We start from the raw sequence: 25,426 nt of genomic DNA, 5'->3' as shown, positions 1-25,426 counted from the left end.
AGACGCGATGTCGCGCCCGATCACCCTGTTCACCGGCCAGTGGGCCGACCTGCCCTTCGAGGAGGTGGCCCGCCTCGCCGGCGAATGGGGCTACGACGGCCTCGAGATCGCCTGCTGGGGCGACCACATCGACGTCTCGCGGTGGGACGACGCCGCCTACGTGCAGTCGCGCCTCGACATCCTCGAGCGCAACGGCCTGAAGGTCTGGACGATCTCGAACCATCTCGCCGGCCAGGCGGTCTGCGACGACCCGATCGACCAGCGGCACCGCGACATCCTGAACGACCGCGTCTGGGGCGACGGCGACCCGGAAGGGGTCCGCCGACGCGCAGCCGAGGAGCTGAAGGACACCGCACGGTTCGCCGCCGCCTTGGGCGTCTCGACCATCACCGGCTTCACCGGGTCCTCGATCTGGAAGTACGTCGCGATGTTCCCGCCGGCGAGCGACGAGATGATCGCCGCCGGCTACCGCGACTTCGCGGATCGGTTCGACCCGATCCTCGACGTGTTCGAGGAGGTCGGCGTTCGGTTCGCGCTCGAGGTGCACCCGTCCGAGATCGCCTACGACTACTGGACGGCGCGCGCGACGCTCGACGCGATCGGCCGGCCGGGGGTGTTCGGATTCAACTTCGACCCCTCGCATTTCCTCTGGCAGCAGCTCGACCCGGTGGCCTTCGTCCTGGACTACGCGGACCACATCTTCCACGTGCACGTGAAGGAGTCGATCACGAACCTCGACGGCCGCAACGGCGTGCTGGGATCGCACCTGCCGTGGGCGAACCCGCGACGCGGGTGGACGTTCGTGTCGACCGGCCACGGCGCGGTGCAGTGGAACCCGCTGTTCCGGGCGCTGAACGCGATCGGGTACGACGGTCCGACGAGCGTCGAGTGGGAGGACGCCGGCATGGATCGCCTGGTCGGGGCGAAGCAGGCGATCGCGTTCGTCCGCGACCTCGCGGAGATCACCCCGCCCCACGCCGCGTTCGACGCCGCGTTCTCGACGCGGAGGGACGGCTGACGTGGCGGGTCTCCTCCACGCCCTGATCCTCTAGGGGCACATGACCCGCGAGCACGACAACGAGTTCCGCAGCTTCCGCCGGCACAACGAGTGGCTCTCGACGCTGCTCGAGGACACCGGACGGTGACCGGCGACGACATCCTCACCGGCGTCGAACTCCTCGACGGCGCCCAGGTGCTGCTCACGACCTTCGACGACCTCGAATCCTACGAGCGTGCCCCGATGTGGCCGAAGTCGCACTACCCGGTCGCGATCCCGCCCGAGGGCATCACGGCGCTGCCGGGCATGAACACCGACCAGCCAATCGCGTGGATCAACGAGTACGGCGCAGGCCGCTCCTTCACGATCACGATCGGTCACGACATCGACACGTTCCGTCGGATCGAGTTCATCCAGATGTTCGCCCGCGGCGTCGAATGGGCGGCGACGGGCGAAGTCGCGCTCGAGGGCCCGGACCGACGAGGTGAGCGCCGCTTCCTGCCGTGGCCGTACTACGCCCACGCGGGCTAACCACGCCACTTATGCGCTGAATAGCAACGACTTATGTGTGTTCCGCGCCTTACTGACGGATACTGGGTACGGCGTCCCCGCCACCTCACGTCAGGAGTCACACATGTCCATCCGCGCAGGCATCATCGGTACTGGATTCATGGCGCGCGTCCACGCGCAGGCGATCGCCTCCGGCGGGCACCAGCTCGTCGGCGTCACCGGCTCGAGCCGGGACCGCGCGGCCGACTTCGTGGCGAACCGGCCGGGCACTGTGGCGTTCGAGAGCATTCGCGAGCTGATCGACCTGCGACCGGATGTGGTTCACGTGACGACGCCCAACGCGCTGCACCGCGAGCAGGCCGAGCAGATCATCGACGCCGGCATCGGCGTGATCGTCGAGAAGCCGCTCGCCACGAGCGTCGAGGACGCCGAGGCGCTCGCGAGTCGGCAGGGCGACGTGCCTGTCGCTGCGGTCCCGTTCATCTACCGCTACTACGGTCTCGTTCGCGAAATCCGAGAGCGAATCCGGCACCTCCCCGGGAATCGCCTGTGGATGCTGCACGGCAGCTACCTCCAGGACTGGCTCGGCGGTGCCGACCAGACGAACTGGCGGGTCGACCCCGCCGCGGGCGGCGCGAGTCGCGCGTTCGGCGACATCGGCGTGCACTGGTGCGACCTCATGGAGTTCGTGACGGGTCATCGCATCACGACGGTGACCGCCCTGGTCGGCAACGCGTTCGAGCGCGAGGGCGGTGCTGCGCAGAACCTCACCGAGGACGGCGCCGTGCTGACCTTCACGACGGACCAGGGTGCGCTCGGCTCCCTCGTCGTCAGCCAGGCCAGCGCCGGGCGCGACAACCGCCTCTACTTCTCCTTCGACGGACCCGACGAGAGCTACGAATTCGACCAGCAGCTGCCCGAGCGTGCCTGGGTCGGTCGCCGCGACGAGAGCCGACTCATCACGCGGAACCCGTCGAAGGCCGTCGCCACGCCGGTCGGCCTCGAGCCGGTTCCGGCGGGCCACCCCCAGGGGTACCAGCAGTGCTTCAACGACTTCGTCGCCGACGCCTACGCGGCCTTCGCCGGCCAGGTCTCCGACACGCTGCCGACCTTCGCCGACGGCCTTCGTGCGGCGCACCTGACGGAGGCCGTGCTCGAGTCGGCGCGGACGGGCATGCCAGTCCGAGTCGCCGCCGACGAGGCGCTTGCCGGGGCCGCCGCGACTGCGCGGTGATGCAGGGCCTCGGGCGGAGCTGATCGTCACGCCGTCGGGGTGATCTGGCCCGGCCAGCGTGAGGTGCGGGCTGCCGCACTCCGGCTGCGGCACGCGCTGGCCGACGCGCCTCGCGCCGGTCAGCGGATTGGTTCAGGACGGAGGCGCCGTCCCGGTCGATTTGCGCACGATCAACCCTGGCGCGGCTAGTGGGGCGGCCGTCCGGACGTCAGGCTCGATTCGCGAAAGCAGCGCCTGGATCGCGGCGCGGCCCTGAGCCTCGAAGTCGAGGCGGAGCGTCGTCAGCGGCGGGTCGAAGTAGGCCGCCTCCGGGGTGTCATCGACCCCTGCGACGCTGACGTCGTCCGGGATGTGCAGTCCTCGCTGCTTGAGCGCGAGCATGGCCCCGAGTGCCATCTGGTCGTTGGCGGCCACATAGGCGGTCGCCTCAGGCAGCTCCTCGAGGGCAGCGATCGCGTCGTATCCGGACTTCGCGGACCAGTCGCCGCGGAGCACCGCTCGTGACCGGAGGCCGGCATGTTCGATTGCCGCCGTGTAGGCGCGGAGCCGGTTCCGAGCGGCTGACCACGTCTGCGGACCGGCGATGTGGACGACGTCACGATGGCCGAGCAGGGCGAGGTGCCCGATCAGTGCCGGCATTCCCGCTCCGGTCGACCCGGCCGGCTCCGCGTCGGTGAGGATGTCGGACTCCGCCGCGATGAAGGCCGGAACACGGAACGCGGTCGTCTCGAATGCCCTCTTCATCTCGTCCGTGGAGGCGAGGGCGAGGATCCCGGCGAGATTGTGCTGGGTGATCAGCTCGAGCGACTCCTCGATCGCCCTCGGGTTGTGCGCATCGAGCGAGACCAGGTCGAGGACGTACCCTGCTTCGCGCGCGGCCGCACTCGCGCCCTCGGCGATGCGGCTCGGACCGTATTGCGAGATCTCATGAGTGAGCGCGCCGATGCGATGCGAGCGTCCCGACTTGAGCGAGCGCGCGGTCAGGTTCGGGCGGTACCCGAGTTCGTCGAGTGCCTTCACCACCTTCGCACGCGTCTCTGGTCGGATGCCCTCGAAGCCCTTGAGGAACCGGCTCACCGTCTGGTGCGATACGCCGGCGGCGGTCGCGACGTCGTAGATCGTCGCGGCCCGTGCCGGCACCTCGCGGGGCGCGCTCGGGTCGGACGACGGGTCGGGAGGCGGCGTCGCGATCGCCGGGTCGGCGTCGATCGATTCCGTGGATTCGCCCATGTCGCGGGTCCTTCTGCGCTGGAGTGAGCCCTGCGGCAACGACGAGGAACGGGTTGCGCAGCTTCACACAAATGTGACTTGACAGATCGATGTTATCGACCACATTCTTGTGTCGTAAAGATGTTTCCGACAACATCGACGAGATCGCCAAGGTTCGACACGACCTGATCGAATCGCCCGAACTACAACGGAGTAGCACCGATGACATCCCGTACCCCCGTCCAGCCGATGAGCGGCCTGCTCTTCGGCGTCGCGTATTACGCCGAGTACCACCGTGGCGAGCGGACGGAGATCGACCTCGACCTGATGGTGGAGGCGGGCATCAACGTCATCCGCGTCGGCGAGTCGGTCTGGTCCACGTGGGAGCCGCGCGACGGCGAGTTCGACCTCGAGTGGCTGGAGCCGGTGCTCGACGGCGCTCATCGGCGTGGCATCCGGGTGATCCTCGGGACGCCGACCTACGCCGTGCCGCCCTGGCTGCAGGTCGCGCATCCGGAGATCGCGGCCGAGCGCCGCACCGGCGAGCCGATCCCGTGGGGGGCGCGCCAGGAAGTCGACTACTCGCACCCCGTGTTCCGACGGTACGCCGAGCGCATCATCCGGGCCGTCGTCGGTCGGTACGCCGGCCATCCCGCGGTCATCGGCTTCCAGGTCGACAACGAGCCCGGACTCGAGATCTTCCACAACGACCACGTCTTTGCGGAGTTCCTGAACCGGCTCCGCGCGGAATACGGCGACGTCGACACCCTCAACCGCGAGTGGGGGCTCACCTACTGGTCGCACCGCCTCAGCGACTGGTCCGAGCTCTGGCGACCCGATGGGAACACGTTCCCCCAGTACGACCTCGCATGGCGCCGCTACCAGGCTCAGCTCACCACCGAGTTCATCTCCTGGCAGGCCGACCTCGTGCGGGAGTACCGCCGGCCCGGGCAGTTCGTCACGACCTGCCTGCAGTACGGCCGCCCGGCGCTCGACGACGAGCGGCTCGCACGGGACCTCGACGTCATCGCGGGGAACCCGTACTACGGCATGCAGGACCACCTCGACGCATCGCGCGAGCTCCCGCAGCTGAGCCACTGGACGACGACCGGCGTTCCCGGCCTCTTCCGGCAGGCCGATCGCATGTACGCCTCGAAGCAGGGGCGGTACCTCGTCACCGAGACCAACGCGCAGTCCATCGGCACCCCCGACACGAACTTCCCCCCGTACCCCGGCCAGCTCAAGCAGGCCGCGTTCACGTTCATCTCGCGCGGCGCCGCGATGATCGAGTACTGGCACTGGCACACCCTCCCGTACGGCTTCGAGACGTACTGGGGAGGCGTGCTCCCGCACAGCCTCGTCCCCGGTCGGGTCTACCGCGAGATCTCAGAGCTCGGCGCCGAACTAACGAATCTGGGTGACGTGCTCGACGGGTTCGAGCCCGACGCTGACGTCGCGATCCTCTGGTCCAACCCGAGCCGGTTCGCGCTGCAGTTCATGCCGCCGCTTCGCCTCGACGGCGAGCCGGACGTCCAGTCGTACGAGCGGATCGTGGACGCGTTCCATCGGGGGACGATCGAGTCGGGGCGGCAGTCGCGGCTGCTGCACCTCGACCAGGCCGTCGACCTCGGCGCGGCCGAGCTGGCGCAGCAGTTCCCCGTGCTCATCGCGGCGGGGGCCTACGTGACCTCCGACGCAGAGCTCGAGCTGCTCCGCGACTACGTCTCGAACGGTGGTCACCTCGTGCTCGGCCCCAGGACCGCCTACGCGGATGACGAGGCGCGTGCGCGCGTCGAAATCGCCCCGCCGCGCCTCGCGGATCTCGCGGGTGCCCGCTACGAGGAGTACTCCAACCTCGATCACCCGGTCGCGGTTGTCGCCGAGCCGGATGGCCTCGCAGTCGACGGCGCCTCGGCCCGGCTCTGGATCGACGGACTCATCGCCGACGAGGCCGATGTGCTCGCCCGATACGACCACCCCCGATTCTCGGCCTTCGCGGCCGTCACCAGCCACGCCGTCGGCGACGGACGCGTCACCGTCGTCGGCTGCGTGCCCGACCCCGAATTGGCCCGCGGCATCGTCCGCTGGGCGACGGACCGACCCGGGCACGCCGACGCACTCGCGGGGGAGGTCGAGCAGCCGATCACGGTGGCATCCGGCTCGCTCCCCGAGGGTCGGCGCGCCTGGTTCGTCTTCAACTGGGGATGGGAGCCGCGAACCATCACGCTCGCGGCGTCCGTCACCGAACCCGCCACCGGAGCCGAACTGGCGGCGGGAACCGATGTCTCACTGGACGCCTGGTCGGCGCGGACCTTCATCCGGTGAGCACCAAGGGATCGTGCGATCCTCCAACCACAGAAAGAGTCAATGATGAAGAAGGCACGTAAGACAGCACTGGCGCTGGTCACCGGCGCTGCCACCGTCGGTCTCGTGTTGACCGGCTGCGCACCCAGCGGAGGCGGTGACGGTGGGACGACCAGCGACGCCATCACCGACGAGCAGCGCGAGGAGGCCCTCAACACGCCGACCGACCTCACGTTCTGGACCTGGGTCCCGGACATCGAGAACGAGGTGGCACTGTTCGAGGAGAAGTACCCCGCGATCAACGTCACGGTCGAGAACGTCGGCCAGGGCCTCGAGCACTATCAGAAGCTGCGCAGCGCGCTCGAGGCCGGCGAGGGGGCACCGGATGTCGCACAGGTCGAGTACCAGTACATCCCGTCGTTCGTCCTGACGGAGTCCCTGCTCGACCTCACCCCCTACGGTGCAGACGACATCGCCGACGACTACGTCGGCTGGGCGTGGAACCAGGTGTCGCCGAACGAAGAGGTGTGGGCGGTCCCGCAGGACGTCGGCCCGATGGGCAACCTGTACCGGGAGGACATCCTGAGCGAGGCCGGCATCACCGAGGCACCCGAGACCTGGGACGACTACGCCGCGGCGGCCAAGGCCGTCAAGGACGAGACCGGTTCCTACATCTCGAACCTCGGCGCCACGCAGGCCGGCCAGATGATCGGCTTCATGTGGCAGGCCGGCGTGCAGCCGTTCACCTACGACGGCGCCGAGACGGTCGGCATCGACGTGAACAACGACACGGCGAAGGAGGTCGCGAACTACTGGACCGAACTGATCCAGCAGGACCTGATCTCCGTCGACACGGACTTCTCCGACCAGTGGTACCAGGGCCTCGCGAACGGCAAGTACGCCGGCTGGCTGACTGCAGCCTGGGGGCCGATCTTCCTCCAGGGCACGGCTGAGAGCACCTCTGGCCTCTGGCGTGCGGCCCCGCTCCCGCAGTGGAGCGCGGGCGAGCAGGTCTCGGGCAACTGGGGCGGATCGTCCGACGCGGTCCTCGCGACCAGCGAGAACCCGATCGCCGCGTACGAGCTCGCGAAGTTCATCAACCACGACGAGGAGTCGGCGATGAAGCTCGCGACCGAGCAGTTCCTCTACCCGCCGCAGCTCTCGGTGCTCGAGAACCCGGAGTTCATCGACCAGGAGTCGGAGTTCTACGGCGGCCAGCAGGTGAACAAGCTGTTCGCCGACATCTCCGAGACGGTCGACACCGACTTCCAGTGGGTGCCGTTCATGGAGTATGTCTACTCGACCTACGAGGAGACGATCGGCTCGGTCGTCGCTGAGAAGGGCGACATCGCAGCTGCGCTCGACGAGTGGCAGGATCAGCTCGTCAGCTACGCGGAAGACCAGGGCTTCACCGTCGAGTGAGCCCGCGGGGCGCCCGTCGACCCCCCACGACGGGCGCCCCGACCCACCCCGCCGGCGGAACCGCCGGTCCGATCACAGCGAAGTGAGGACCACCGTGTCGCAGTCACCGGCGCTCGCCGCCGAGCGCCACCCAACAACTCCAGCTCGACGAGGCAACGCGAACAAGCGCAGGCAGAACCGCGCGGCCTACCTGTTCATCCTCCCGTTCTTCCTCGTCTTCCTCACGATGCTCGTCATCCCGCTCATGTACGCCGGCTACCTGAGCCTCTTCGAGAGCAAGCTCATCGGCGGCGAGCAGTTCGCGTGGTTCGCCAACTACATCCGCGCCATCCAGGACTCCGCGTTCATCGGAAGCCTCCTGCGCATGGGCCTGTTCTTCATGGTGCAGGTCCCGATCATGCTCGGCCTCGCCCTCCTCTTCGCGCTCGCGCTCGACAGCGGCCGCGCGCGCGGCGCGAAGGGCGTCCGCCTGCTCGTATTCATGCCGTACGCCGTTCCCGCGGTCGTTGCCACGCTCATGTGGGGCTACCTGTACGGGCCGGACTTCGGGCCCCTCGCGCAGGTCGCCCGTGCGGTCGGCTGGGGGACGCCCGACTTCCTCTCCGCTGGGAACATCCTCGGCTCGATGATGAACATCGTCACGTGGGAGTTCGTCGGCTACAACATGATCATCATGTACGCCGCCCTCCGGGCGATTCCGAGCGACCTGTACGAGGCGGCCGAGATCGACGGTGCCGGACAGTTCCGGATCGCGTGGAGCATCAAGATCCCCGCCATCCGCCCGGCGATCATCCTGACCGTGATCTTCTCGATCATCGGCACGTTCCAGCTGTTCGCCGAGCCCAGCCTGCTCAACGCGATCGCACCCGACGCGATCACCCGATCGTTCACCCCGAACTACTACGCCTACAACCTCGCCTTCCAGAACCGCGAACTGAACTACGCCGCCTCGATCGCGTTCCTCCTCGGAATCGTGATCGCCGTGCTGTCCTACGCGTTCCAGCTGGCGACCGAGCGACGCGAACGACGGGCACTGACCGAGACGGAGACCCCCTCATGACCTCCCTCGAGACCCGCGCCGCGGTCACCGTCGGCGCCCCGAAGCGAGCCCGCCGTGCCAAGGCCTTCGACCCGGAGAAGCGTCGGAGCTCGCTGCTCACGGTGCTGCTCTGGCTGGGCGTGGCGTACTTCATCCTGCCGCTCTGGTGGCTCCTCGTCTCATCGACCAAGGACAATCAGGCGCTGTTCACGACGTTCGGGCTCTGGTTCGGCGGCGACTTCTCGTTCTTCGAGAACCTGCAGACCCTGTTCACGGTTCGCGGCGGGATCTTCACCCGCTGGCTCCTGAACACCGTCCTGTACGCCGGTGCTGCGGCGGTCGGCGCGACACTGCTGTCGGCCATGGCGGGCTATGCGTTCGCGAAGTACGACTTCCCCGGCAGGAAGGCACTGTTCAGCGCGACGCTCGGTGCGATCATGATCCCCCTGACCGCGCTCGCGCTGCCGACCTATCTGCTGTTCTCGCAGGCCGGACTGACCAACACCCCGTGGGCGATCATCATCCCCTCGCTGGTGAGCCCGTTCGGCGTCTACCTGATGCGCGTGTACTCGGCCGACGCGATCCCCGACGAACTCATCGAGGCGGCCCGCGTCGACGGCGCGGGGGAGTTCCGCATCTTCTGGCAGGTCGGACTGCGGTTGCTCGGCCCGGCGCTCGTGACCGTCTTCCTGTTCGCGCTCGTGGGGACCTGGAACAACTACTTCCTGCCCCTGATCATGCTCAACAGCTCGGATCTCTACCCGATCACGGTCGGCCTCGCCCAGCTGCAGGCCGCTGCGAACGCCGGCGGCGGGTCCCAGGCGCTGTTCTCCACCGTGATCACCGGCTCGTTCATCTCGATCGTGCCGCTGATCATCGCCTTCCTGTTCCTGCAGCGCTACTGGCAGTCGGGCCTCGCCACAGGGAGCGTGAAGGGATGACGCCGCGGACTTCGCCAAGACAACCGGAACCTGCATACGAGGAGACGCGACGATGACCATCTGGTACGGCGGCGACTACAACCCCGAGCAGTGGCCTCGCGACGTCTGGGACAGCGACGTCCAGCTCATGCAGCGCGGCGGCATCAGCCTCGCCACGGTGGCCGTGTTCTCGTGGGCGAGACTCGAACCACGCCCGGGCGAGTACGACTTCGGATGGCTCGACGACGTGCTCGACACCCTGCACGCCGGCGGCATCCGAGTCGACCTGGCGACGGCCACCGCGTCGCCGCCGCCGTGGCTGGCGAAGCGGCACCCGGAGACGCTCCCCGTCACGGAGGACGGCGTGCGCCTGGCGGTCGGCAGCCGCCAGCAGTACTGCCCGAGCTCACCCGTCTACCGCGAGCACGCGCGGCGGCTGGTCGAGCGGATGGTGGAACGCTACGCCGACCATCCCGCGCTCGAACTGTGGCACGTCAACAACGAGTACGGATGCCACGTGAGCCGGTGCTACTGCGACGTCTCCGCCGCGGCCTTCCGCACCTGGCTCGAAGCGCGATACGGCTCCATCGAGGAGCTCAACCGGGCCTGGGGCACCGCCTTCTGGTCGCAACGGTACGACGCGTTCGACGAGATCGAGCCACCGCGCGCCGCGCCGACCTTCCGCAACCCGACGCAGCTGCTCGACTTCGACCGGTTCTCCAGCGACGAACTGACCGCCTGCTACGACGCCGAGGTCGAGGTCATCCGCCCCGCGTCGGACGTGCCGATCACCACCAACTTCATGGGGTTCTTCAAGCCGGTCGACTACTGGAAGTGGGCGCCCAAGGTGGACGTCGTCTCGGACGACACCTATCCGGATCCGGCGGATCCGAACTCCGCGGCGTACGCCGCGATGGTCCGCGACCTCATGCGCTCGCTCGGCGACGGCGCGCCGTGGCTGCTCATGGAGCAGTCTCCGAGCGCCGTGAACTGGCGTACACGGAACGCCCCGAAGGCGCCCGGCATGATGCGCGCCTGGTCGTACCAAGCGGTCGCTCGCGGCGCGGACGGGGTGCTCTTCTTCCAGTGGCGGCAGTCCGAGGCGGGATCCGAGAAGTTCCACTCCGGGATGGTCCCGCACGGCGGCACTGACACCCGCGTGTGGCGCGAGATCGAGGCACTGGGCGCCGAGCTCCAGCGGCTCTCCGGGGATCAGGTCGGCCTCGAGGGCAGCCGCGTGCCGGCCCAGGTCGCCATCGCGATGGACTGGGACAGCTGGTGGGCGATCGAGCAGCCGGCCTCGCCGACCAACGTCTCGTACCTCGAGGTCCTCTTCGCGTGGCACCGTGCGCTCAGCTCGCTCGGCGTGACGGTCGACTTCGTCCGAGCCGAGGCCGACCTGTCGGGCTACCGACTCGTCGTCGCGCCCGCCCACTTCGTGGCGACCGACGCGCAGGTCGAGAACCTCGCCGCTTTCGCCCGAGCCGGCGGCACGCTGGTCGCCGGCTTCGGCACGGCGATCACCGACGAGCACCTGCACATCCGCCTCGGCGGGTACCTCGGCGCGCCGCTTCGCGAAGCGCTCGGCATCCGCATCGAGGAGTTCGCGCCACCCGCCGCGCCCGACCTGCGAGCGACCGGGGAGGGTGAGGCCCCGCCCGTCCCGATCACGGGCGAGGTACTCGGCGGCGATGCGCTCGGCGCGACATGGGCCGAGTTCGTCCGCCTCGACGACGCGGAGGCGGTGTCGACGTTCACCGATGGAGCGCTGGCAGGATGGCCCGCGATCACCCGGCGCGCCTCGGACGGTGGTACCGGATGGTACGTCGCGACGCTGCCCGAGCCCGACGCGCTCGCGCGCCTGGCCGCCGCCATCCTCGAGGACGCCGGCATCGCACGCCCCGACCCGGTCGGCACGGGCGGAGCGCTCGAGGTGGTCCGTCGCGGAGAGTACGTCGTGATCATCAACCACGGCGGCGACGAAGCCGAACTGACCTTGGCGGGGACCGACCTGCTCTCCGGCTCGAACGCCCCCGGGCTCGTCCTCCCTCCGCAGGGCGTCGCGATCGTCGCGACGGACACGGACGGATGAGCGAAGTCGGCGAAACCTGGTCGGGGACGCATCGCTTCGGGGCACGCCGCCTCATCGCGGCGCGGTCCGTGCCGGAGGTGCAGGAAGTCCTCCGGAGCCGACCGGGCCCCGTCCGCGCGCTCGGCACGAGGCACTCGTTCAACGAGATCGCCGACTCCGCCGGGACGCTCGTCTCCGTCCTCGACGTCCCGCCGGCGCCGCGCGTGCTCGGCGGCGGTGACCGCGTCTCGGTCGGCGCCGGCGTCCGCTACGGGGAGCTCGCGCTCTGGCTCGAGGAGCACGGACTGGCGCTGCACAACATGGGCTCGCTGCCCCACATCTCGGTCGCCGGGGCGATGTCCACCGGCACGCACGGCTCAGGCGACCGGCTCCCGATGCTCGCAGACGCCGTGCGGGCGATCGAGTTCGTGGATGCCGCGGGCGCGCTGCAGCGCGTCGAATCGGACGACTGGCGATTCGGAGGGTTCGTCGTCGGGCTCGGCTCCTACGGCATCGTCACGAGGATCGAACTCGCGGTGCAGCCGTCGTACCGGGTCCGTCAACGGCTTCACATCGGCCTGGACTGGGGCGTGCTCGCGGAGCGGTTCGACGAGGTCACGGCGAGCGGCACCAGTGTGAGCCTGTTCACGCACTGGGGTTCGCCCTCGGTCGAGAGGGTCCTCGTGAAGGAGCGTACGGACGCCTCGTTCGACGACTCCGTGCTGGCGACCACGCGGGAGGCCGAGCCCGACGAGCGGTTCGATCAGCGGAGCTGGACGCCGCAGGACGGCAGTGAGGGGCCGTGGCTGCTGCGGATGCCGCATTTCCGCCTCGAGGAGACGCCGTCGTTCGGTGAGGAGATCCAGTCCGAGTACTTCGTGCCGCGCACGCGCGCGGCGGCGGCGATCGCAGCGGTGCGAGGACTCGCGGCCGAGATCGACCCCCACCTGATCATCACCGAAGTGCGCACGATCGCCGCGGACGACAGTTGGCTCGGCCCCGCCTCGGGGCGCGACAGCGTCGCCATCCACTTCACCTGGGCCCGGGACGAGGACGCCGTCCGCTCCCTGCTGCCGCGCATCGAGCAGGTGCTCGCTCCCTTCGACGTCCGCCCGCACTGGGGCAAGTGGCACGCGTTCGACGCCGACCGGATCGCGGCTGCGTACCCGCGCCTTCCGCTCGCGCGCTCCCTCTTCCGGGAACTCGACCCGACCGGCGTGTTCTCGAACGAGTACCTGGAAGCGCTCGGCGTGCGGGATGCGCACGGCGGCCTCGCCCGCCCGGTGTGATCAGCCGGAGGCAGGTGCTCGCGCCGTCGACCGGCGCACGATCAGGTCGGCATGCAAGGCGGGTTCGAGTGCGTGCGCCTCGCCCCTGATCCTGTCGAGGAGTGTCGAGAACGCCGCCCGCCCCTGCGCTGCGAAGTCGACGCGGAGCGTCGTCAGCGGAGGCGAGAAGTACGCCGCCTCAGGGATGTCGTCGACGCCGGCGACGCTGACATCCTCCGGGACCCGCAGACCTCGCTCTGTGAGGGCGAGGATCGCGCCCAGCGCCATCTGGTCGTTCGCTGCGACGATGGCGGTGGCACCGGCGAGGTCGGGAGCAGCCATCACCGCCTCATAGCCCGAGCGCGCCGACCAGTCGCCCTGGAGCACGCCGGCCGACGAGAGCCCGCGGGCGGCGAGTGCGGTCGAGTAGGCACGCGATCGGTTTCGCGCGGCAGACCATTCCGCCGGGCCGGCGATGTGCAGGAACGTGTGATGTCCGAGACCCACCAGGTGATCGAACAGCGCCGGGAACCCGAACTGGGTCAGTTCGGAGGGGTCCGTGCCGCTCGTGTCGTCCGGCTCGGCACCGAGATAGACCGGCACTCCGAAGTCCGCCGTCGCCAGCGCTTCGGACATCGTGTCGGTCGATGACATCACCAGAACGCCCGCGAGGTCGTGGCGACGCAGCATCTCGATGGCTTCGTTCAGCACGTCAGGGCGGGCGAGGTCGACCGTCACGATGTCGAGTACGAACCCCGCATCTCGTGCTGCTGCGGTCGCACCCTGAAGAATCTTGCTCGGGCCGAACTGGTCGAGTTCGTGCGTGATCGCACCCACGCGCTGCGAGCGGCCCGAGTTCAGGGCTCGTGCCGCCAGGTTCGGTCGGTAGTCGAGCTCCTTGAGCGCCTTCTCGACGCGTTCCCGGGTGGCGGGCCGGATCCCGGCGAAACCGTTCAGGTACCGCGTCACGGTCTGATGCGAGACTCCGGCGGCGAGGGCGACGTCGTAGATGGTCGCCGCTCGACCTGCGCGACCGGCCGAGACCCTCCGCAGCGTCGAGCGCGCCACTCGCGGCCCGGTGGTCGCTTCGCCGCCGGGAACGGCCTCCGGCACGCTTCCGGGCTCCTCAATGGCCATCGCTCCTCCGTGCTGTCCTCGAACCCCACGGTACCCGTGCCCGCGCAGGGCCGCGTCACGTCATGCGACCGGGCCGAGCCTTACTCATTCGAGCGCGACGCTACTCGGCGAAACACGCTATGTTTCCGGCAACATTGATGCTACGTTGCCCGAACGAGTCGGACTCAAAGGAGAGCTCATGTCATCGAAGACGATGAAACGGTTCCGGGCAGGCGCAGTCGCAGCAGTCGCATCCGCCCTGCTGTTCACCCCGGTCGTCGCCCAGGCGTACACCCCGACCCCGGATGTGCTGTACCAACTGCCGAGCGGGACGGACTGCCTGAAGGGCCTCGGCAATTGCGCGATCTATCCCAAGTCGGTCCAGCTTCCCAGCGGCCGCATCGTCGCGTCGTTCGAGCGATCCATCGTCCCGAGTTCGGGAAGTGCGGACGGCCAGACGCTGCCGATCTACGTCAGCGACGACCAAGGAGACAGCTGGCAGCACCTCACCGAGGTCGAGGCGCCCGCCTACGTCTCGAGCGACCCCCAGTACGACCCCTACATCAGCAACTGGACCAACCCCAACCTGTACGTGCTCCCCGAGGACGTCGGGAGCCTCGCCGCCGGCACGCTGCTCCTCGCGAGCGTCGTCTCCGGAGACGACCACTACTACCTCGAGCACAAGGCCGCCGATCCGAACTGGGTGCCGAACAACGACGGCGACCGCTCGGACATCGCCATCGCGCTGTACTCCAGCACCGACCAAGGCACGACGTGGGAGCTGGAGAACATCATCGCGAAGGGCGGATGGCAGGGCGGTTCGGCCGGGGCCACCGGCACGAACATCGCTGACGCGAACCAGTACGCGCAGATCGACCCCGTGTGGGAGCCCCACCTGATGGCACGCGACGGCCAGCTGATCGCCTACTACTCCGACGAGAACGACTACGTCGGGATGAATGCCGGCACCGGCGTCCCCACGCTCGACCCGAACAACGCGACGGCTCCCGACTCGGGCGCGCAGATCCTCGCGCACCGGACGTGGGATGGCGCGAGCGCCGCATGGAGCGGACCGATCGTCGACGTCTCAGGCGACACGTTCAACTGGAACGGCGCACAGCAGATCGGCGGGGGTCGGCCCGGCATGGCCTACGTGGCCCCGACGACCGACGGAAGATGGATGCTCACCTTCGAGTACTTCGGGGGCGGAGCAAATGTCCGATTCAAGATGGTCGACGACCCGCTCGCCTTCTACGCCGACGGCGACCCGAACGGCCGGGAGATCAGCCTCGCCAACGGCCAGCAGGGAGATCTCCCGTTCGCGCCAGGATCACGGGGCCTCACCTGGGGCGGCAGCCCCGTGCTCAAGGCTCTGCCGGACGGCAGGCTCGTCTACAACGCGGCAGGCAGCGGCGACATCTGGGTCAACACGTCAGGTGCGAGCGACGGCGTGTGGACGCAATTCCAGACCACGATGCCGGGCGGGTACTCGCGCAACCTCCAGTACGACCAGGCCACCGGGCGGATCGTCATCCTGCAGGCGGCGTGGGAGGGGGCGACGACCCCGTCGACCATTCGCTTCGGCCACGTCGACCTCGGTCGCTCCGCAGGGCCGTACTACAGCGTCGTGAACCGCGCCAGCGGCCAGGTGATCGGCACCGGGGGGAACATCACCGACGCCAACATCGGCAACGGCGACGCCGCGGACGTTCGCCTCGAGGCCTTCGGCGCCACGTCCGTTGCGGACACCCAGTACTGGCACGTCGTCACCAAGGACGACGGCGCCGCCACGCTCCTCAACAAGTCGGGCGGCCGCGCGGCCGCGATCTGGGGCGGCGATGCATACGCCGGCGCCTCGATCGGGCAGTGGGTCGACGACGTGGCCGGCGGGCTCTGGAACATCGTGCCGACGACGGGGGACCACGTGCGCTTCCAGTCCACCGCGAACTCGTCGCTCTACCTCACCGGCGGTTCGAACGGGGCACCGCTCAGCCTCGCGACGTACGCGGACAACGGCACGCAGGAATGGAAGCTGTACGCGGAAGGCATCACTCCTCCCGCCGACACCACGCCGCCGGTCGTCTCCGCGTCCGTCGACGGACGAACCCTCACCATCACGGCCACCGATGACGCCTCCGGCGTGAGTTCGATCCAGTACCGCACCGCGGGCGCCACCAACTGGACCCAGTACACCGCGCCGGTGAAGTTCAACGGCAGGAAGAGCGTCGACGTCCAGTACCGGGCGACCGACGGGGCCGGAAACGTGTCGGCAGTGGCGACCATCACCATTCCATAGCCCACGTTCGCCGCGGCGGAAACGGTCGGGGGCCCGGTAATCCGGGCCCTCTGACCCGCGCTGAGCCGACCTCGCAAGCAGGGGTCGCGAACTGTCCAGAGAAGGGTATGTTTCCGGCAACATTCCTGCTAGCGTGGCCCGTACCGTCACTGGGGACGACTCGAACAGCCGTGGTTCCCGGGCATGCACACATCACTCGTCGAAGGAGAACTCATGTCGTCGTGGAAGACGAAGGGGATCGCGGCCGGGGCTGTCGCATCCGTGCTCCTGATCGCCCCACTCGCACCAGCCCAGGCCTACGACCCCGAAGGCGGCATCCTGTACGAGGTCGGCGACCAGGACTGCCTCAAGGGACTCGGCAACTGCGCCGTCTACCCCAAGTCAGCCCAGCTCCCGAGCGGGAGGCTGGTCGCCGCCTTCGAGCGGTCCACCGTCGTCGAGTACGACGACGGCACGACGGGTGCGGTCGGCCAGACCATGCCGATCTACGCGAGCGACGACCTCGGGTCAAGCTGGCAGCCCCTTTCGGAAGTGCAGGCGCCGGCGTTCCTCTCGGACGATTCCGAGTTCGATCCGTACACCAGCAACTGGACGAACCCGTACCTGTACGTGCTGCCCGAGGACGTCGGCGACCTCGAGGCCGGAACGCTGCTGCTCGCCACGGTCGTGTCGGGCGAGGACGAGTTCTACCGCGAACAGAAGGCCGCCGACCCGGAGTGGGTGCCCACCAACGACGGCGACCGCCGCGACATGGCCATCGCGCTCTTCGCCAGCACCGACGAGGCCGAGAGCTGGGACGTGGTCGACATCATCGCGACCGGTGGATGGCAGGGTGGCAGCGCCGGCAACATCGGCTCGGCCATCGCCGAGGCCAACGAGCACGCTCAGATCGATCCGCTCTGGGAACCGCACCTGCACGTCCACGACGGTCTTCTCGTCACGTACTACTCCGACGAGAACGACTACGTCGGCTACGACCCGGTGACGGGTGTGCCCGAGCTCACGCCTGACAACGACACCGGTCCCGACTCCGGCCGTCAGATCCTGGTCCACCGGACATGGGACGGCGAGGGGGAGTGGAGCGAACCCGTGGTGGACGTGGCCGGCGAGACCGTCGACTTCAACGGCTCGCCCCAGATCGGGCACGGTCGACCCGGCATGACGAACGTCGTGCCCACGACCGATGGGCTCTACATGCTCACCTACGAGTACTTCGGCTCCGAGACCTGGGGCTGGCCGGCAGAGGCGAACGTACGCTTCGAACTCTCGGCGGATCCGCTCGATTTCTTCTCCGATGGTGACGACACCGGCGAGCAGATCAGTCGCTGGAACGAGGACATGGCGGAGGGCCTGCCCTTCTACCCCGGCGCCCAAGGACTCTCGTGGGGCGGCAGCCCGGTCGTGATCGCGCTGCCCGACGGCCGCCTGGTGTACAACTCAGCCGGCAACGGCGACGTCTGGGTCAACGAGTCCGGCGCGAGCGACGGCCTCTGGCAGCAGTACAACACGACGATGGGCTCCGGCTACAGCCGCAACCTCCAGTACGTCGAGGGCACCGGCCGCATCGTCATCCTGCAGGGCACCTGGGGTGGCCCCTTCACCGGGGCAGTCATCCGCTACGGCGAGGTCGACCTCGGGCACTCGCAAGGTGACTACTACCAGGTCGTCAACCGTGCCACCGGGAAGGTGCTCGGCACCGGCGGCAACATCAGCGACGCCGAGTTCGACTTCCCGAAGTGGGTGCCCGACATCCAGCTCGAAGACCAGTGCTCCGAACGTGAGGACACGCAGAACTGGCATGTCATCGACGAGGGCGACGGGACGGTCGAACTCCTCAACCGTTCCGGTGGTCGCTCCGTGGCGATGTGGGGCGGAGGCGCGTACGACGGACAGGACATCGCCCAGTGGGTCGACGAGAACGACGGCGGCCGCTGGACCATCCAGGACGCCGACGACGGCCATGTACGGTTCCTCGCGACCGGCAGCGATGACCTGTACCTGACCGGCACGGCCGACGGCGACGTGGCCTTGCGTCTCGGTGCGGATGACGGCACCCAGGAATGGATGATCGTCCCGGTCGCCCCGACGATCACCGTCAAGGACGGAGCCAAGTGGACCGTCGGCGAGGACGGCGTGTACCGCAAGGCGTCGTACGTGATCGAGACGTCCGCATGCGAACTCACGAGCATCCTGCTCAACGGGGTCGAACAGGGGCCCGCGACGGGTACGTCGTTCGATCTCGACCAGCTGACGCCCGACTACCCGGGGGTCGTGCGCGGCGTCAACGTCATCGAGGCGACCAACTCGCTTGGTGACACCACGGTGCTCGAATTCTCGATCGGCAAGAAGGAGAAGTAGGACGTCCACTCGCGCCGCCGGCTCCGCCCCCGCCGGGGTCGGCGGCGCGAGACCCCGGCACCACCCCATCGATGCGCCCAGTGCGCCGCCGTGATGGCGCTGTCGCCGGGCGGGCGCACACGACAATCATCGGGGCATTCTCAAGATATGCCCCGGAGACGGCAACGCGGTTACGCCCCACCCGCGATGTAGGTCTCTTCGCGTCCGGGCGGGCGTCTCGCCGCGATGAGCTCCTTGGAACGGGTACGTCGGCCGTCGACGCCGATGACCAGAAACCTGCCGAGAACCCCGTGCGGAGACCAGATTCGGCCCGTATCACTCCGTAGCAGCACGTAGACTTGGGCGCATGAATTCCGCGGAATCCCGCGGAATTCCGCCCCTCGCGGGCCGGCCCCGAATCGCCGAGATCGACTTCAGTTGTTCTTGGTTCGAGTCCAGGTACCCCAGCGTGAAGAACCCCCGTTCAGCGGGGGTTTTCGTGTTTCCGGCGTTCGGGATGCGCGTGTCTGATTTCCGCTGGTCTCCCAGCGCTCGAGATCGCACCTGAGGTCTTCTCGCCCGGAATTCCGGGGAGCTCGCACTATCGCGGTCGCGAAGTCTGGGAGGAGGTGGTTCGAGTGTGCGCGGGTATTGCAGTCGATCCGCGATGTCAACTCGGCGAAACTCGTGCGATCCTGCGCCCATCCGGGCCGGCCGTCGCTCAACTCGCGGCGTGCGATGACGCCGTAATGTCATCCTGATCAGCCGATTCTGCGCTGCCGGCGGATTCGACTCCTGTCCGTGAGACAGGCCGAGAGGCTGGTCTCGTTCGTGGTCTCGGTGTCCAGGCCTGAGCCCCGGACGTTCGGATGCCGCGATTCCGCGAACGCATGCAGCGGCCCGACACCCGTCCCGGCGAAATGTCCATCGGATCCAGACGATCTTGCATTCCGGCGGTCGGATCGCCCTCCCTAGGCTTTCGCCGAGCCGCGAGGGGGTGAGCCCGATCCACCGGGGAGGGGTTCGGTGGTGGGTAGGCAGGGGTCACCCCCGACTTTCGCGCTGCGCGCTTCGTGAAGGACGCGTCGCGATTCGCGGTGTTCGCCGCGCCATCGATCGATGGCGCCGTTCAAAGGAGAACACATGGGAATCCCAGTCGACCGAACATCTGCGACATCCGTCAGGCGGAGCCGCCTGAGGAGGGTGCTTGCCGGTCTCGTGGCCGCGGCCACCATCGGCGTGGGTCTCGTCGCGGCTCCACTCGACGTGGGGCCGGCCGAAGCCGTCGGTGCGAACCTGCTCGCGAATCCGGGATTCGAGAGTGGAACCACCGGCTGGACCAACGTAGGGCAGACGACCGCCGTGTCGGTGCCGACCGGCGGCGCCCACGCCGGGACCGCGAGCCTCCGGCACGGCGCCCGAGGCAAATGGTCGGTGAACACGGTCCAGACCGTCTCCGGCCTGACCAGCGGCACCTACGTCCTGACGGCCTGGGTGCGCAACCCGAACGGGGTCTCCGCCGGGGTCCAGGCCTACTCATGCGGTGACTCGAGCCAGACCCTCGACCTTCCGACCGCGAGCACGTGGACGCAGGTCACGCTCCTGGTCTCCGTGTTCTCCTCGTCCTGCACGGTGGGATTCTGGAGCGTGGGACGCAACGCCGAGGTGTTCGCCGACTCCTTCCACTTCAGTCGGCTGATCCACACCGAGGCGCGGACGATGGACGTCGGGGGTGACATCACCTATCGGCGGATCACCGCGGCCGCCGGCGGGGTCTGGTCGACATCCGCAGGAACGCAACAGGACGTCCTGGACATCCTCGATGCTGACGACTTCAATCTCGCTCGAATCCGCATCTACAACGAGCCGGGCAACTTCGTCAGCATCGACGGAAGCCCGGTGCAGCTCCAGAGCGGCTGGCAGGACCTCGACGACGCCGTGCTGAACGCCCAGGCGGCCAAGGCACGGGGCATGAAGGTCTTCATCTCCCTGCACTTCAGCGACTTCTGGACGAATCCCGGGCTCCAGATCGTGCCGGAGGCCTGGGCCGGATACTCGCAGTCGCAGCTCGAGGCCGCGGCCTACGACTTCACGCGCGAGGTCATGACGGCGCTGCAGGCGGCCGGCGTCACCCCGGACTACCTCTCGATCGGGAACGAGATCAACAATGCCGTGGCCGGCATCGACCGGTACGCGAACCCGGCCGGATACTACGCCTTCCTCGATTCGGCGTCAGCCGGAGTCCGATCGGTGTCGTCGACGACGAAGGTCGTCATCCACCTGACGACGCCCGGCCAGTGGCTGTACGACGACTGGATCACTCAGGCGAACACCTACGGACTCGACTACGACATCATGGGTCTCTCCCTGTACCCGTTCTGGACCGACATGTCGATCGCCTCGCTGGCCAACTTCGCGACCTGGGTCAGCAACCTCGCCGGGAAGGAGACGCTTGTCGTCGAGGTCGGATACCCGTGGACGACCAGCTCGGCCGATGCCGGCGGGACCACGCTCATCCAGTCGAACAACCTGGACCCCGATGGTCCGGAGAACTACGGCGCGACGCAGGCAGGCCAGTTGCGCTACCTCCGGGAGTACTTCCGAGCCATGCAGCTCACCGGACGCGTGGTTGGGATCACGTACTGGGACCCGATCGCCATCGACCTCGGGGACCCCGACCCGAACGGCTGGATCGTCGGCGGCGACAACCAGGTCGAGGACACCGCGCTCTTCGACTACTCGAATCAGCACCGGGCAACGAGCGGGCTCGACGCCTTCTCCACCTGGTGACCGCGAGTGCCCTCGGGATGCGGGTCGCTCCTGAGGGCACTTCCTCACCGGCATGGATGATCCGCCGGACCCGATGGAGGATGCGGTCGCTCTCGAGAGGCGGCCGGTCGGGCGTCCCTAGCATTCCCTCGTCGGTGACGACGTCGTCGCAGGTCGAGCCAGCGCCGACGCGATGCCGGCATACATCCCCGAAGCACGACAGAGACGTCGGGGCAGACTGATTGGAGAGTCCATGGGATGGGGAATGCGCGCGCGTTCATGGGGCGCGGCGATGGCGACGGTGGGGGTGATCGGTTCCGGCCTCATCGCCGTACCCGCCTCCGCCGCGGCTCCCGCGGAGGTGATGGTTCCGAACGCAGGATTCGAGGAGTGGACCAGCGCGGACAGCTGGGTGGCGTCGAGCTGGTCGATGACGTCGACGGTCTGGGTCACGAACGCCGCTGCGCACAGCGGGACGTACTCCCAGGCGCTGAATCAGTGGAACGGTGCGACGACGCTCTCGCAGACCGTGCCGGCGCCGGAGGGTACGTACGACGTCTCGCTCTTCGTCTGGGCGAACGAGAGCCTCGGCGCAAGCGAACTCGTCGCGAATGGGATGTCGGCGCCGATCGCCAGCGGCGGCGCCACGCAGATCGATGGGTCGAAGACCTGGGACGAGGTGAAGGTCGCGGACGTCCCGGTCGGGTCCGACGGCGCGCTCGACATCCAGATCGTCCTCGACGCGTTCACCTCGCCGACGCTGACCGGGTTCATCGACGACGTGACCGTGGTCCCGTCGGCGGCCGGCGGCGAAGACCCCGACCCCGCCGACTCGTTCCTCACGGAGCCCGGCTTCGAAGAGGGCGGTGCTGCGTGGACGATCGGCGGCGACCTCGTCGACGGCGGCCACGACGGATCCTCGCACTCGGTCGTGCACTCGGCGACCGGGCTGGTGGAGACCTCGCAGGTCGTCGAGGGCCTGCCCGATGGCCACTACCGGCTGACGGCGTGGGTGCAGAACGACGGCGGCTACGACGAGGCGTTCCTCTTCGCCTCGGGTGGCGGCTCCTCAGAGGCCAGGACGGCGGTCCCGCGCACGAACTTCCCGTACGACCCGGCCGATACGTGGAAGAAGACGACGATTCGCGGCGTCCACGTGAGCAGCGGCCGACTCGAGGTCGGGCTTCGCACGGACGGCGATTCCGTCGGGACGGTGCGTATCGATGACCTCGCCCTCGTCCAGGACGACGAGCCCTACGAGCTGCTCGTCGGCGGTGACATCTCGCTCCTCACCTACACCGAGGACCACGGCGGGCGGTACTCCGATGCCGCCGGCCGTGAGCGCGATCCGTTGCAGATCCTCGCCGACAGCGGGTGGAACATCGTCCGGATCCGGGTGTACAACGACCCGGGCAAGGGTCACGGCGACGGCAAGTACTACCTCCCCGGAGGGTACGGCGACGCGGAGGACGTGCTCGAGCTGTCTCGACGCGCCGCGGCGGCCGGACTGCAGATCCAGCTGTCATTCCACTACAGCGACTACTGGACGAACCCCGGCCTCCAGACGATTCCCCATGCCTGGCAGGAACTCATCGACGGCAAGAGCGATGCCGACGCCGTGTCGATCCTCGAGGGCGAGGTTCACTCGTACACGAAGGACCTCCTCGACCGCATGGTCGCACAGGGCACTGCGCCCCAGTACGTCTCGATCGGCAACGAGACCCGATCCGGCATGCTGTTCCCGTACGGGACCACGGGCAATTGGCCCAACCTGGCGCGCTTCTACGACGCGGGCGCCGATGCGGTTCGAGAAGCCGTGCCGGATGCCAAGGTGATCATCCACCTCGACGACGGCGGGAACACGAGCAGTTATACGACCCACTTCACGAACGCCGAGGACTCAGGGGTGGACTACGACATCATCGGGACCTCGTACTACCCGTACTGGACCAACAAGTCGGCGCGTCAGTTCGCGGAGTTCGCGACGACCGTCTCGCAGCGGTTCGACAAGCCGGTCATGGTGATGGAGACCGGATTCAACTGGAACGCCACCACAGGCGCGGGGCTGCCCGGCCAACTGGAACACAACGGTCCATACGGTGGGGCGGACAGCAGCACGCCCGAACTCCAGCGCGACTTCCTGATCGAGCTGTTCAACGAACTGCAGGGCGTGCCGGGAGGCATGGCGATCGGGGACCTCTACTGGGACCCGCTCGAGATCTACGCCGGAGGCCAGACCGGCTGGGCCTACCTCGAATCCACGGATGCCGCGGCTGAGAACGTCATCGACAACACGACGCTGTTCGACTTCGACGGCAGGGCCCTTCCCGCCCTGGACGCCTACCGTTTGAACACCCGTGGCTCCGACACCGGCACCGTCGGCGGTACGGTGACGGATGCCGCAGGCCAGCCGGTCGCGGGAGCGCGGGTGACGCTGAGCACGGACGGTGCCGCCGACCGGGTCAGCGTGACGAACCAGTACGGCGACTACTACTTCGCCCGGACCACGCCAGGGAATCACACCATCGGGGCGACGAAGGACGGGCTCGGCGACTCGTCCCCGGCGCCGGTCGCCGTCTCGGCGGGAAGCCGCGTCGTGGCCGACATCCAGGTCTCCGGCGAGCAGGCGCTGCGGTCGGTATCCGGCATCGTTCGCGACGAGGACGGCGAGGGAATCGCCGGTGCCCTGGTCAAGATCAGCGGCGACGGGTACAGCGTTCCACGTCTCGCGGACGCCGATGGGCGCTACGAGTTCGCCGCGGTTCCTGACGGCACGTACACGCTCTCGGCGAGCCAGGCCGGCTACGTGACGCGTTCGCTGGCGGTCGACATCGATGGGGCGGATGTCTCACAGCCGATCGACCTCGTCGCCGATGTCGGCACGGTGACCGGGAACGTGTTCACCCCGGGTGGACTGCCGCTCAGCGGTGCCACCGTCCGCATCGGCGATCAGGAGACGACCACGCTGAACGACGGCTCGTTCGCTCTGACGGGTGTGGCATCCGGCGAGGGGATCGTCGCGACGATCACGCAGGCCGGCTATCTCGACACGTTCTCAGCGCCGTTCGCCGTCGAACACAGCCGGACGACGTCGGAGGTGACCGTCGTGCTCCCGCTCGCGGTCGACATCAACAACGGCAGCTTCGAGAGCGCGGGAGCGGGCGGTGAGGCGACGGCGGAGGGCTGGACGTTCACCAGCGACCCGGCCGGTGCCGTCATCCGTCAAGACCGCGAGTACTTCGGCGGCACCGTCGACGGACGGTATGCGGCGGCGTTCTGGCTCGACTCCGCCTTCACCGCCGGACTCGAGCAGTCGGTGGCCGCGGGATCGACCGGAACGTACACGGCTCGCGCCTACGTGTACTCCGGAGTGACGGGAACGCTGACCATGCACATCAAGGACGCTGACGGTCAGGTCATCGCAGAGAAGCAACTCCCGAGAACCTCCGGTCCCCAGCCGGCGGAGGTCTCCGCCGAGGTGAGCGGACCCTCGTTCTCCGTAGGCTTCGAAATCGACGGGGCGGCAGGGGACTGGGCGGTCATCGACCTCGTGACCGTGGGGTATCTCGGCGACGCGTCGATGGTCCCCGCCGTGCCGCCGCAGTGGGACGCGTCGGTCGTCTACGTCGGCGGCGATCGGGTGGGCTACGAGGGGAGCATGTACGAGACGCTCCGGCGCACCAGCGACGAGGTCCCCGGCTCGAAGCCGAACGGGGCATGGCAGGAGATCGTGACCGGGGCCGAGGGGCGGTCGGTGTGGACGCCGTCCCGCGTCTTCTCCTCCGGAGACGTCGTCACCCACGAGGGGCAGACGTATGAAGCGGCACGCACCAGCCGGAACAAGGAGCCGGGTGACAGCAACGCCTGGAGGATGCTGCCCTGACGACGGAGACGAGGGCGTGCGGCATCGAGCTCACCTCGCTCGACGCCGCAC

At 68.4% G+C, this 25,426-nt stretch carries 15 protein-coding genes; 13 read left to right on the top strand and 2 right to left on the bottom strand.

Annotated features, from left to right (window positions below; translation table 11 throughout):
* The first annotated feature begins 7 nt into the window (after positions 1-7).
* The 3 genes from ABD230_RS03405 (at position 8) to ABD230_RS03395 (ending at position 2,741) form a co-directional block, all read left to right on the top strand.
* Entirely contained in the window at positions 8-1,018 is a 1,011-nt protein-coding gene (locus ABD230_RS03405; protein WP_344369449.1) for a sugar phosphate isomerase/epimerase family protein, read from the top strand.
* Positions 1,019-1,141: 123 nt separating this feature from the next.
* Positions 1,142-1,528 (top strand): ThuA domain-containing protein, encoded by a 387-nt coding sequence (locus tag ABD230_RS03400; protein WP_344369448.1) that lies wholly within the window; start codon positions 1,142-1,144, stop codon positions 1,526-1,528.
* Positions 1,529-1,631: 103 nt separating this feature from the next.
* Positions 1,632-2,741: a Gfo/Idh/MocA family protein gene (locus ABD230_RS03395; protein WP_344369447.1), complete on the top strand. Its 1,110-nt coding sequence runs from the start codon at positions 1,632-1,634 to the stop codon at positions 2,739-2,741.
* 132 nt (positions 2,742-2,873) lie between these two features.
* On the opposite strand, the gene ABD230_RS03390 is transcribed toward ABD230_RS03395, so the two are convergent.
* Positions 2,874-3,971: a LacI family DNA-binding transcriptional regulator gene (locus ABD230_RS03390; protein ID WP_344369445.1), complete on the bottom strand. Its 1,098-nt coding sequence runs from the start codon at positions 3,969-3,971 to the stop codon at positions 2,874-2,876.
* A 201-nt stretch (positions 3,972-4,172) separates the two neighbouring features.
* Between ABD230_RS03390 and ABD230_RS03385 the strand changes: the two genes are divergently transcribed.
* From ABD230_RS03385 to ABD230_RS03360, 6 genes are all read left to right on the top strand, one after another.
* Complete coding sequence (locus ABD230_RS03385; RefSeq protein WP_344369444.1) at positions 4,173-6,275, top strand: beta-galactosidase; 2,103 nt, start codon at positions 4,173-4,175, stop codon at positions 6,273-6,275.
* A gap of 45 nt (positions 6,276-6,320) precedes the next feature.
* A complete protein-coding gene (locus ABD230_RS03380) occupies positions 6,321-7,676 on the top strand; it encodes an ABC transporter substrate-binding protein (protein WP_344369441.1) in 1,356 nt (451 codons plus the stop codon).
* Positions 7,677-7,770: 94 nt separating this feature from the next.
* Complete coding sequence (locus tag ABD230_RS03375; protein WP_344369440.1) at positions 7,771-8,736, top strand: carbohydrate ABC transporter permease; 966 nt, start codon at positions 7,771-7,773, stop codon at positions 8,734-8,736.
* On the top strand, positions 8,733-9,656 hold the full coding sequence (locus ABD230_RS03370) for a carbohydrate ABC transporter permease (RefSeq protein ID WP_154347764.1): 924 nt from the start codon (positions 8,733-8,735) through the stop codon (positions 9,654-9,656). The genes ABD230_RS03375 and ABD230_RS03370 overlap by 4 nt, the downstream gene beginning before the upstream one ends.
* Before the next feature lie 52 nt (positions 9,657-9,708).
* On the top strand, positions 9,709-11,727 hold the full coding sequence (locus ABD230_RS03365; protein WP_344369438.1) for a beta-galactosidase: 2,019 nt from the start codon (positions 9,709-9,711) through the stop codon (positions 11,725-11,727).
* Complete coding sequence (locus tag ABD230_RS03360; RefSeq protein WP_344369436.1) at positions 11,724-12,995, top strand: D-arabinono-1,4-lactone oxidase; 1,272 nt, start codon at positions 11,724-11,726, stop codon at positions 12,993-12,995. Before ABD230_RS03365 ends, ABD230_RS03360 begins: the two co-directional genes overlap by 4 nt.
* On the opposite strand, the gene ABD230_RS03355 is transcribed toward ABD230_RS03360, so the two are convergent.
* A complete protein-coding gene (locus ABD230_RS03355) occupies positions 12,996-14,111 on the bottom strand; it encodes a LacI family DNA-binding transcriptional regulator (RefSeq protein ID WP_344369435.1) in 1,116 nt (371 codons plus the stop codon).
* Positions 14,112-14,289: 178 nt separating this feature from the next.
* On the opposite strand from ABD230_RS03355, the gene ABD230_RS03350 reads away from it, so the two are divergent.
* The 4 genes from ABD230_RS03350 to ABD230_RS03335 all read left to right on the top strand — a co-directional run bounded on the left by ABD230_RS03350 (position 14,290) and on the right by ABD230_RS03335 (position 25,375).
* Positions 14,290-16,386, top strand: coding sequence for an RICIN domain-containing protein (locus ABD230_RS03350; RefSeq protein WP_344369432.1), 2,097 nt, complete (start codon positions 14,290-14,292; stop codon positions 16,384-16,386).
* Positions 16,387-16,569: 183 nt separating this feature from the next.
* Positions 16,570-18,744 (top strand): RICIN domain-containing protein, encoded by a 2,175-nt coding sequence (locus tag ABD230_RS03345; RefSeq protein WP_344369431.1) that lies wholly within the window; start codon positions 16,570-16,572, stop codon positions 18,742-18,744.
* A gap of 1,197 nt (positions 18,745-19,941) precedes the next feature.
* Positions 19,942-21,513, top strand: coding sequence for a glycosyl hydrolase 53 family protein (locus tag ABD230_RS03340; RefSeq protein ID WP_344369429.1), 1,572 nt, complete (start codon positions 19,942-19,944; stop codon positions 21,511-21,513).
* Positions 21,514-21,757: 244 nt separating this feature from the next.
* Complete coding sequence (locus tag ABD230_RS03335) at positions 21,758-25,375, top strand: glycosyl hydrolase 53 family protein (RefSeq protein ID WP_344369427.1); 3,618 nt, start codon at positions 21,758-21,760, stop codon at positions 25,373-25,375.
* The last annotated feature ends 51 nt before the right edge of the window (positions 25,376-25,426 follow it).

It is taken from the genome of Agromyces tropicus (genome assembly GCF_039531345.1).
GTDB lineage: Bacteria > Actinomycetota > Actinomycetes > Actinomycetales > Microbacteriaceae > Agromyces > Agromyces tropicus.
This window is presented reverse-complemented; position numbering and strand designations above follow the sequence as displayed.

Coding starts and splice junctions, on each gene's coding strand:
- ABD230_RS03355 (WP_344369435.1), bottom strand. CDS start 14,111: ATGGCCATTGAGGAGCCCGGAAGCGTGCCGGAGGCCGTTCCCGGCGGC.
- ABD230_RS03365 (WP_344369438.1), top strand. CDS start 9,709: ATGACCATCTGGTACGGCGGCGACTACAACCCCGAGCAGTGGCCTCGC.
- ABD230_RS03380 (WP_344369441.1), top strand. CDS start 6,321: ATGAAGAAGGCACGTAAGACAGCACTGGCGCTGGTCACCGGCGCTGCC.
- ABD230_RS03405 (WP_344369449.1), top strand. CDS start 8: ATGTCGCGCCCGATCACCCTGTTCACCGGCCAGTGGGCCGACCTGCCC.
- ABD230_RS03350 (WP_344369432.1), top strand. CDS start 14,290: ATGTCATCGAAGACGATGAAACGGTTCCGGGCAGGCGCAGTCGCAGCA.
- ABD230_RS03395 (WP_344369447.1), top strand. CDS start 1,632: ATGTCCATCCGCGCAGGCATCATCGGTACTGGATTCATGGCGCGCGTC.
- ABD230_RS03335 (WP_344369427.1), top strand. CDS start 21,758: ATGCGCGCGCGTTCATGGGGCGCGGCGATGGCGACGGTGGGGGTGATC.
- ABD230_RS03345 (WP_344369431.1), top strand. CDS start 16,570: ATGCACACATCACTCGTCGAAGGAGAACTCATGTCGTCGTGGAAGACG.
- ABD230_RS03385 (WP_344369444.1), top strand. CDS start 4,173: ATGACATCCCGTACCCCCGTCCAGCCGATGAGCGGCCTGCTCTTCGGC.
- ABD230_RS03370 (WP_154347764.1), top strand. CDS start 8,733: ATGACCTCCCTCGAGACCCGCGCCGCGGTCACCGTCGGCGCCCCGAAG.
- ABD230_RS03360 (WP_344369436.1), top strand. CDS start 11,724: ATGAGCGAAGTCGGCGAAACCTGGTCGGGGACGCATCGCTTCGGGGCA.
- ABD230_RS03390 (WP_344369445.1), bottom strand. CDS start 3,971: ATGGGCGAATCCACGGAATCGATCGACGCCGACCCGGCGATCGCGACG.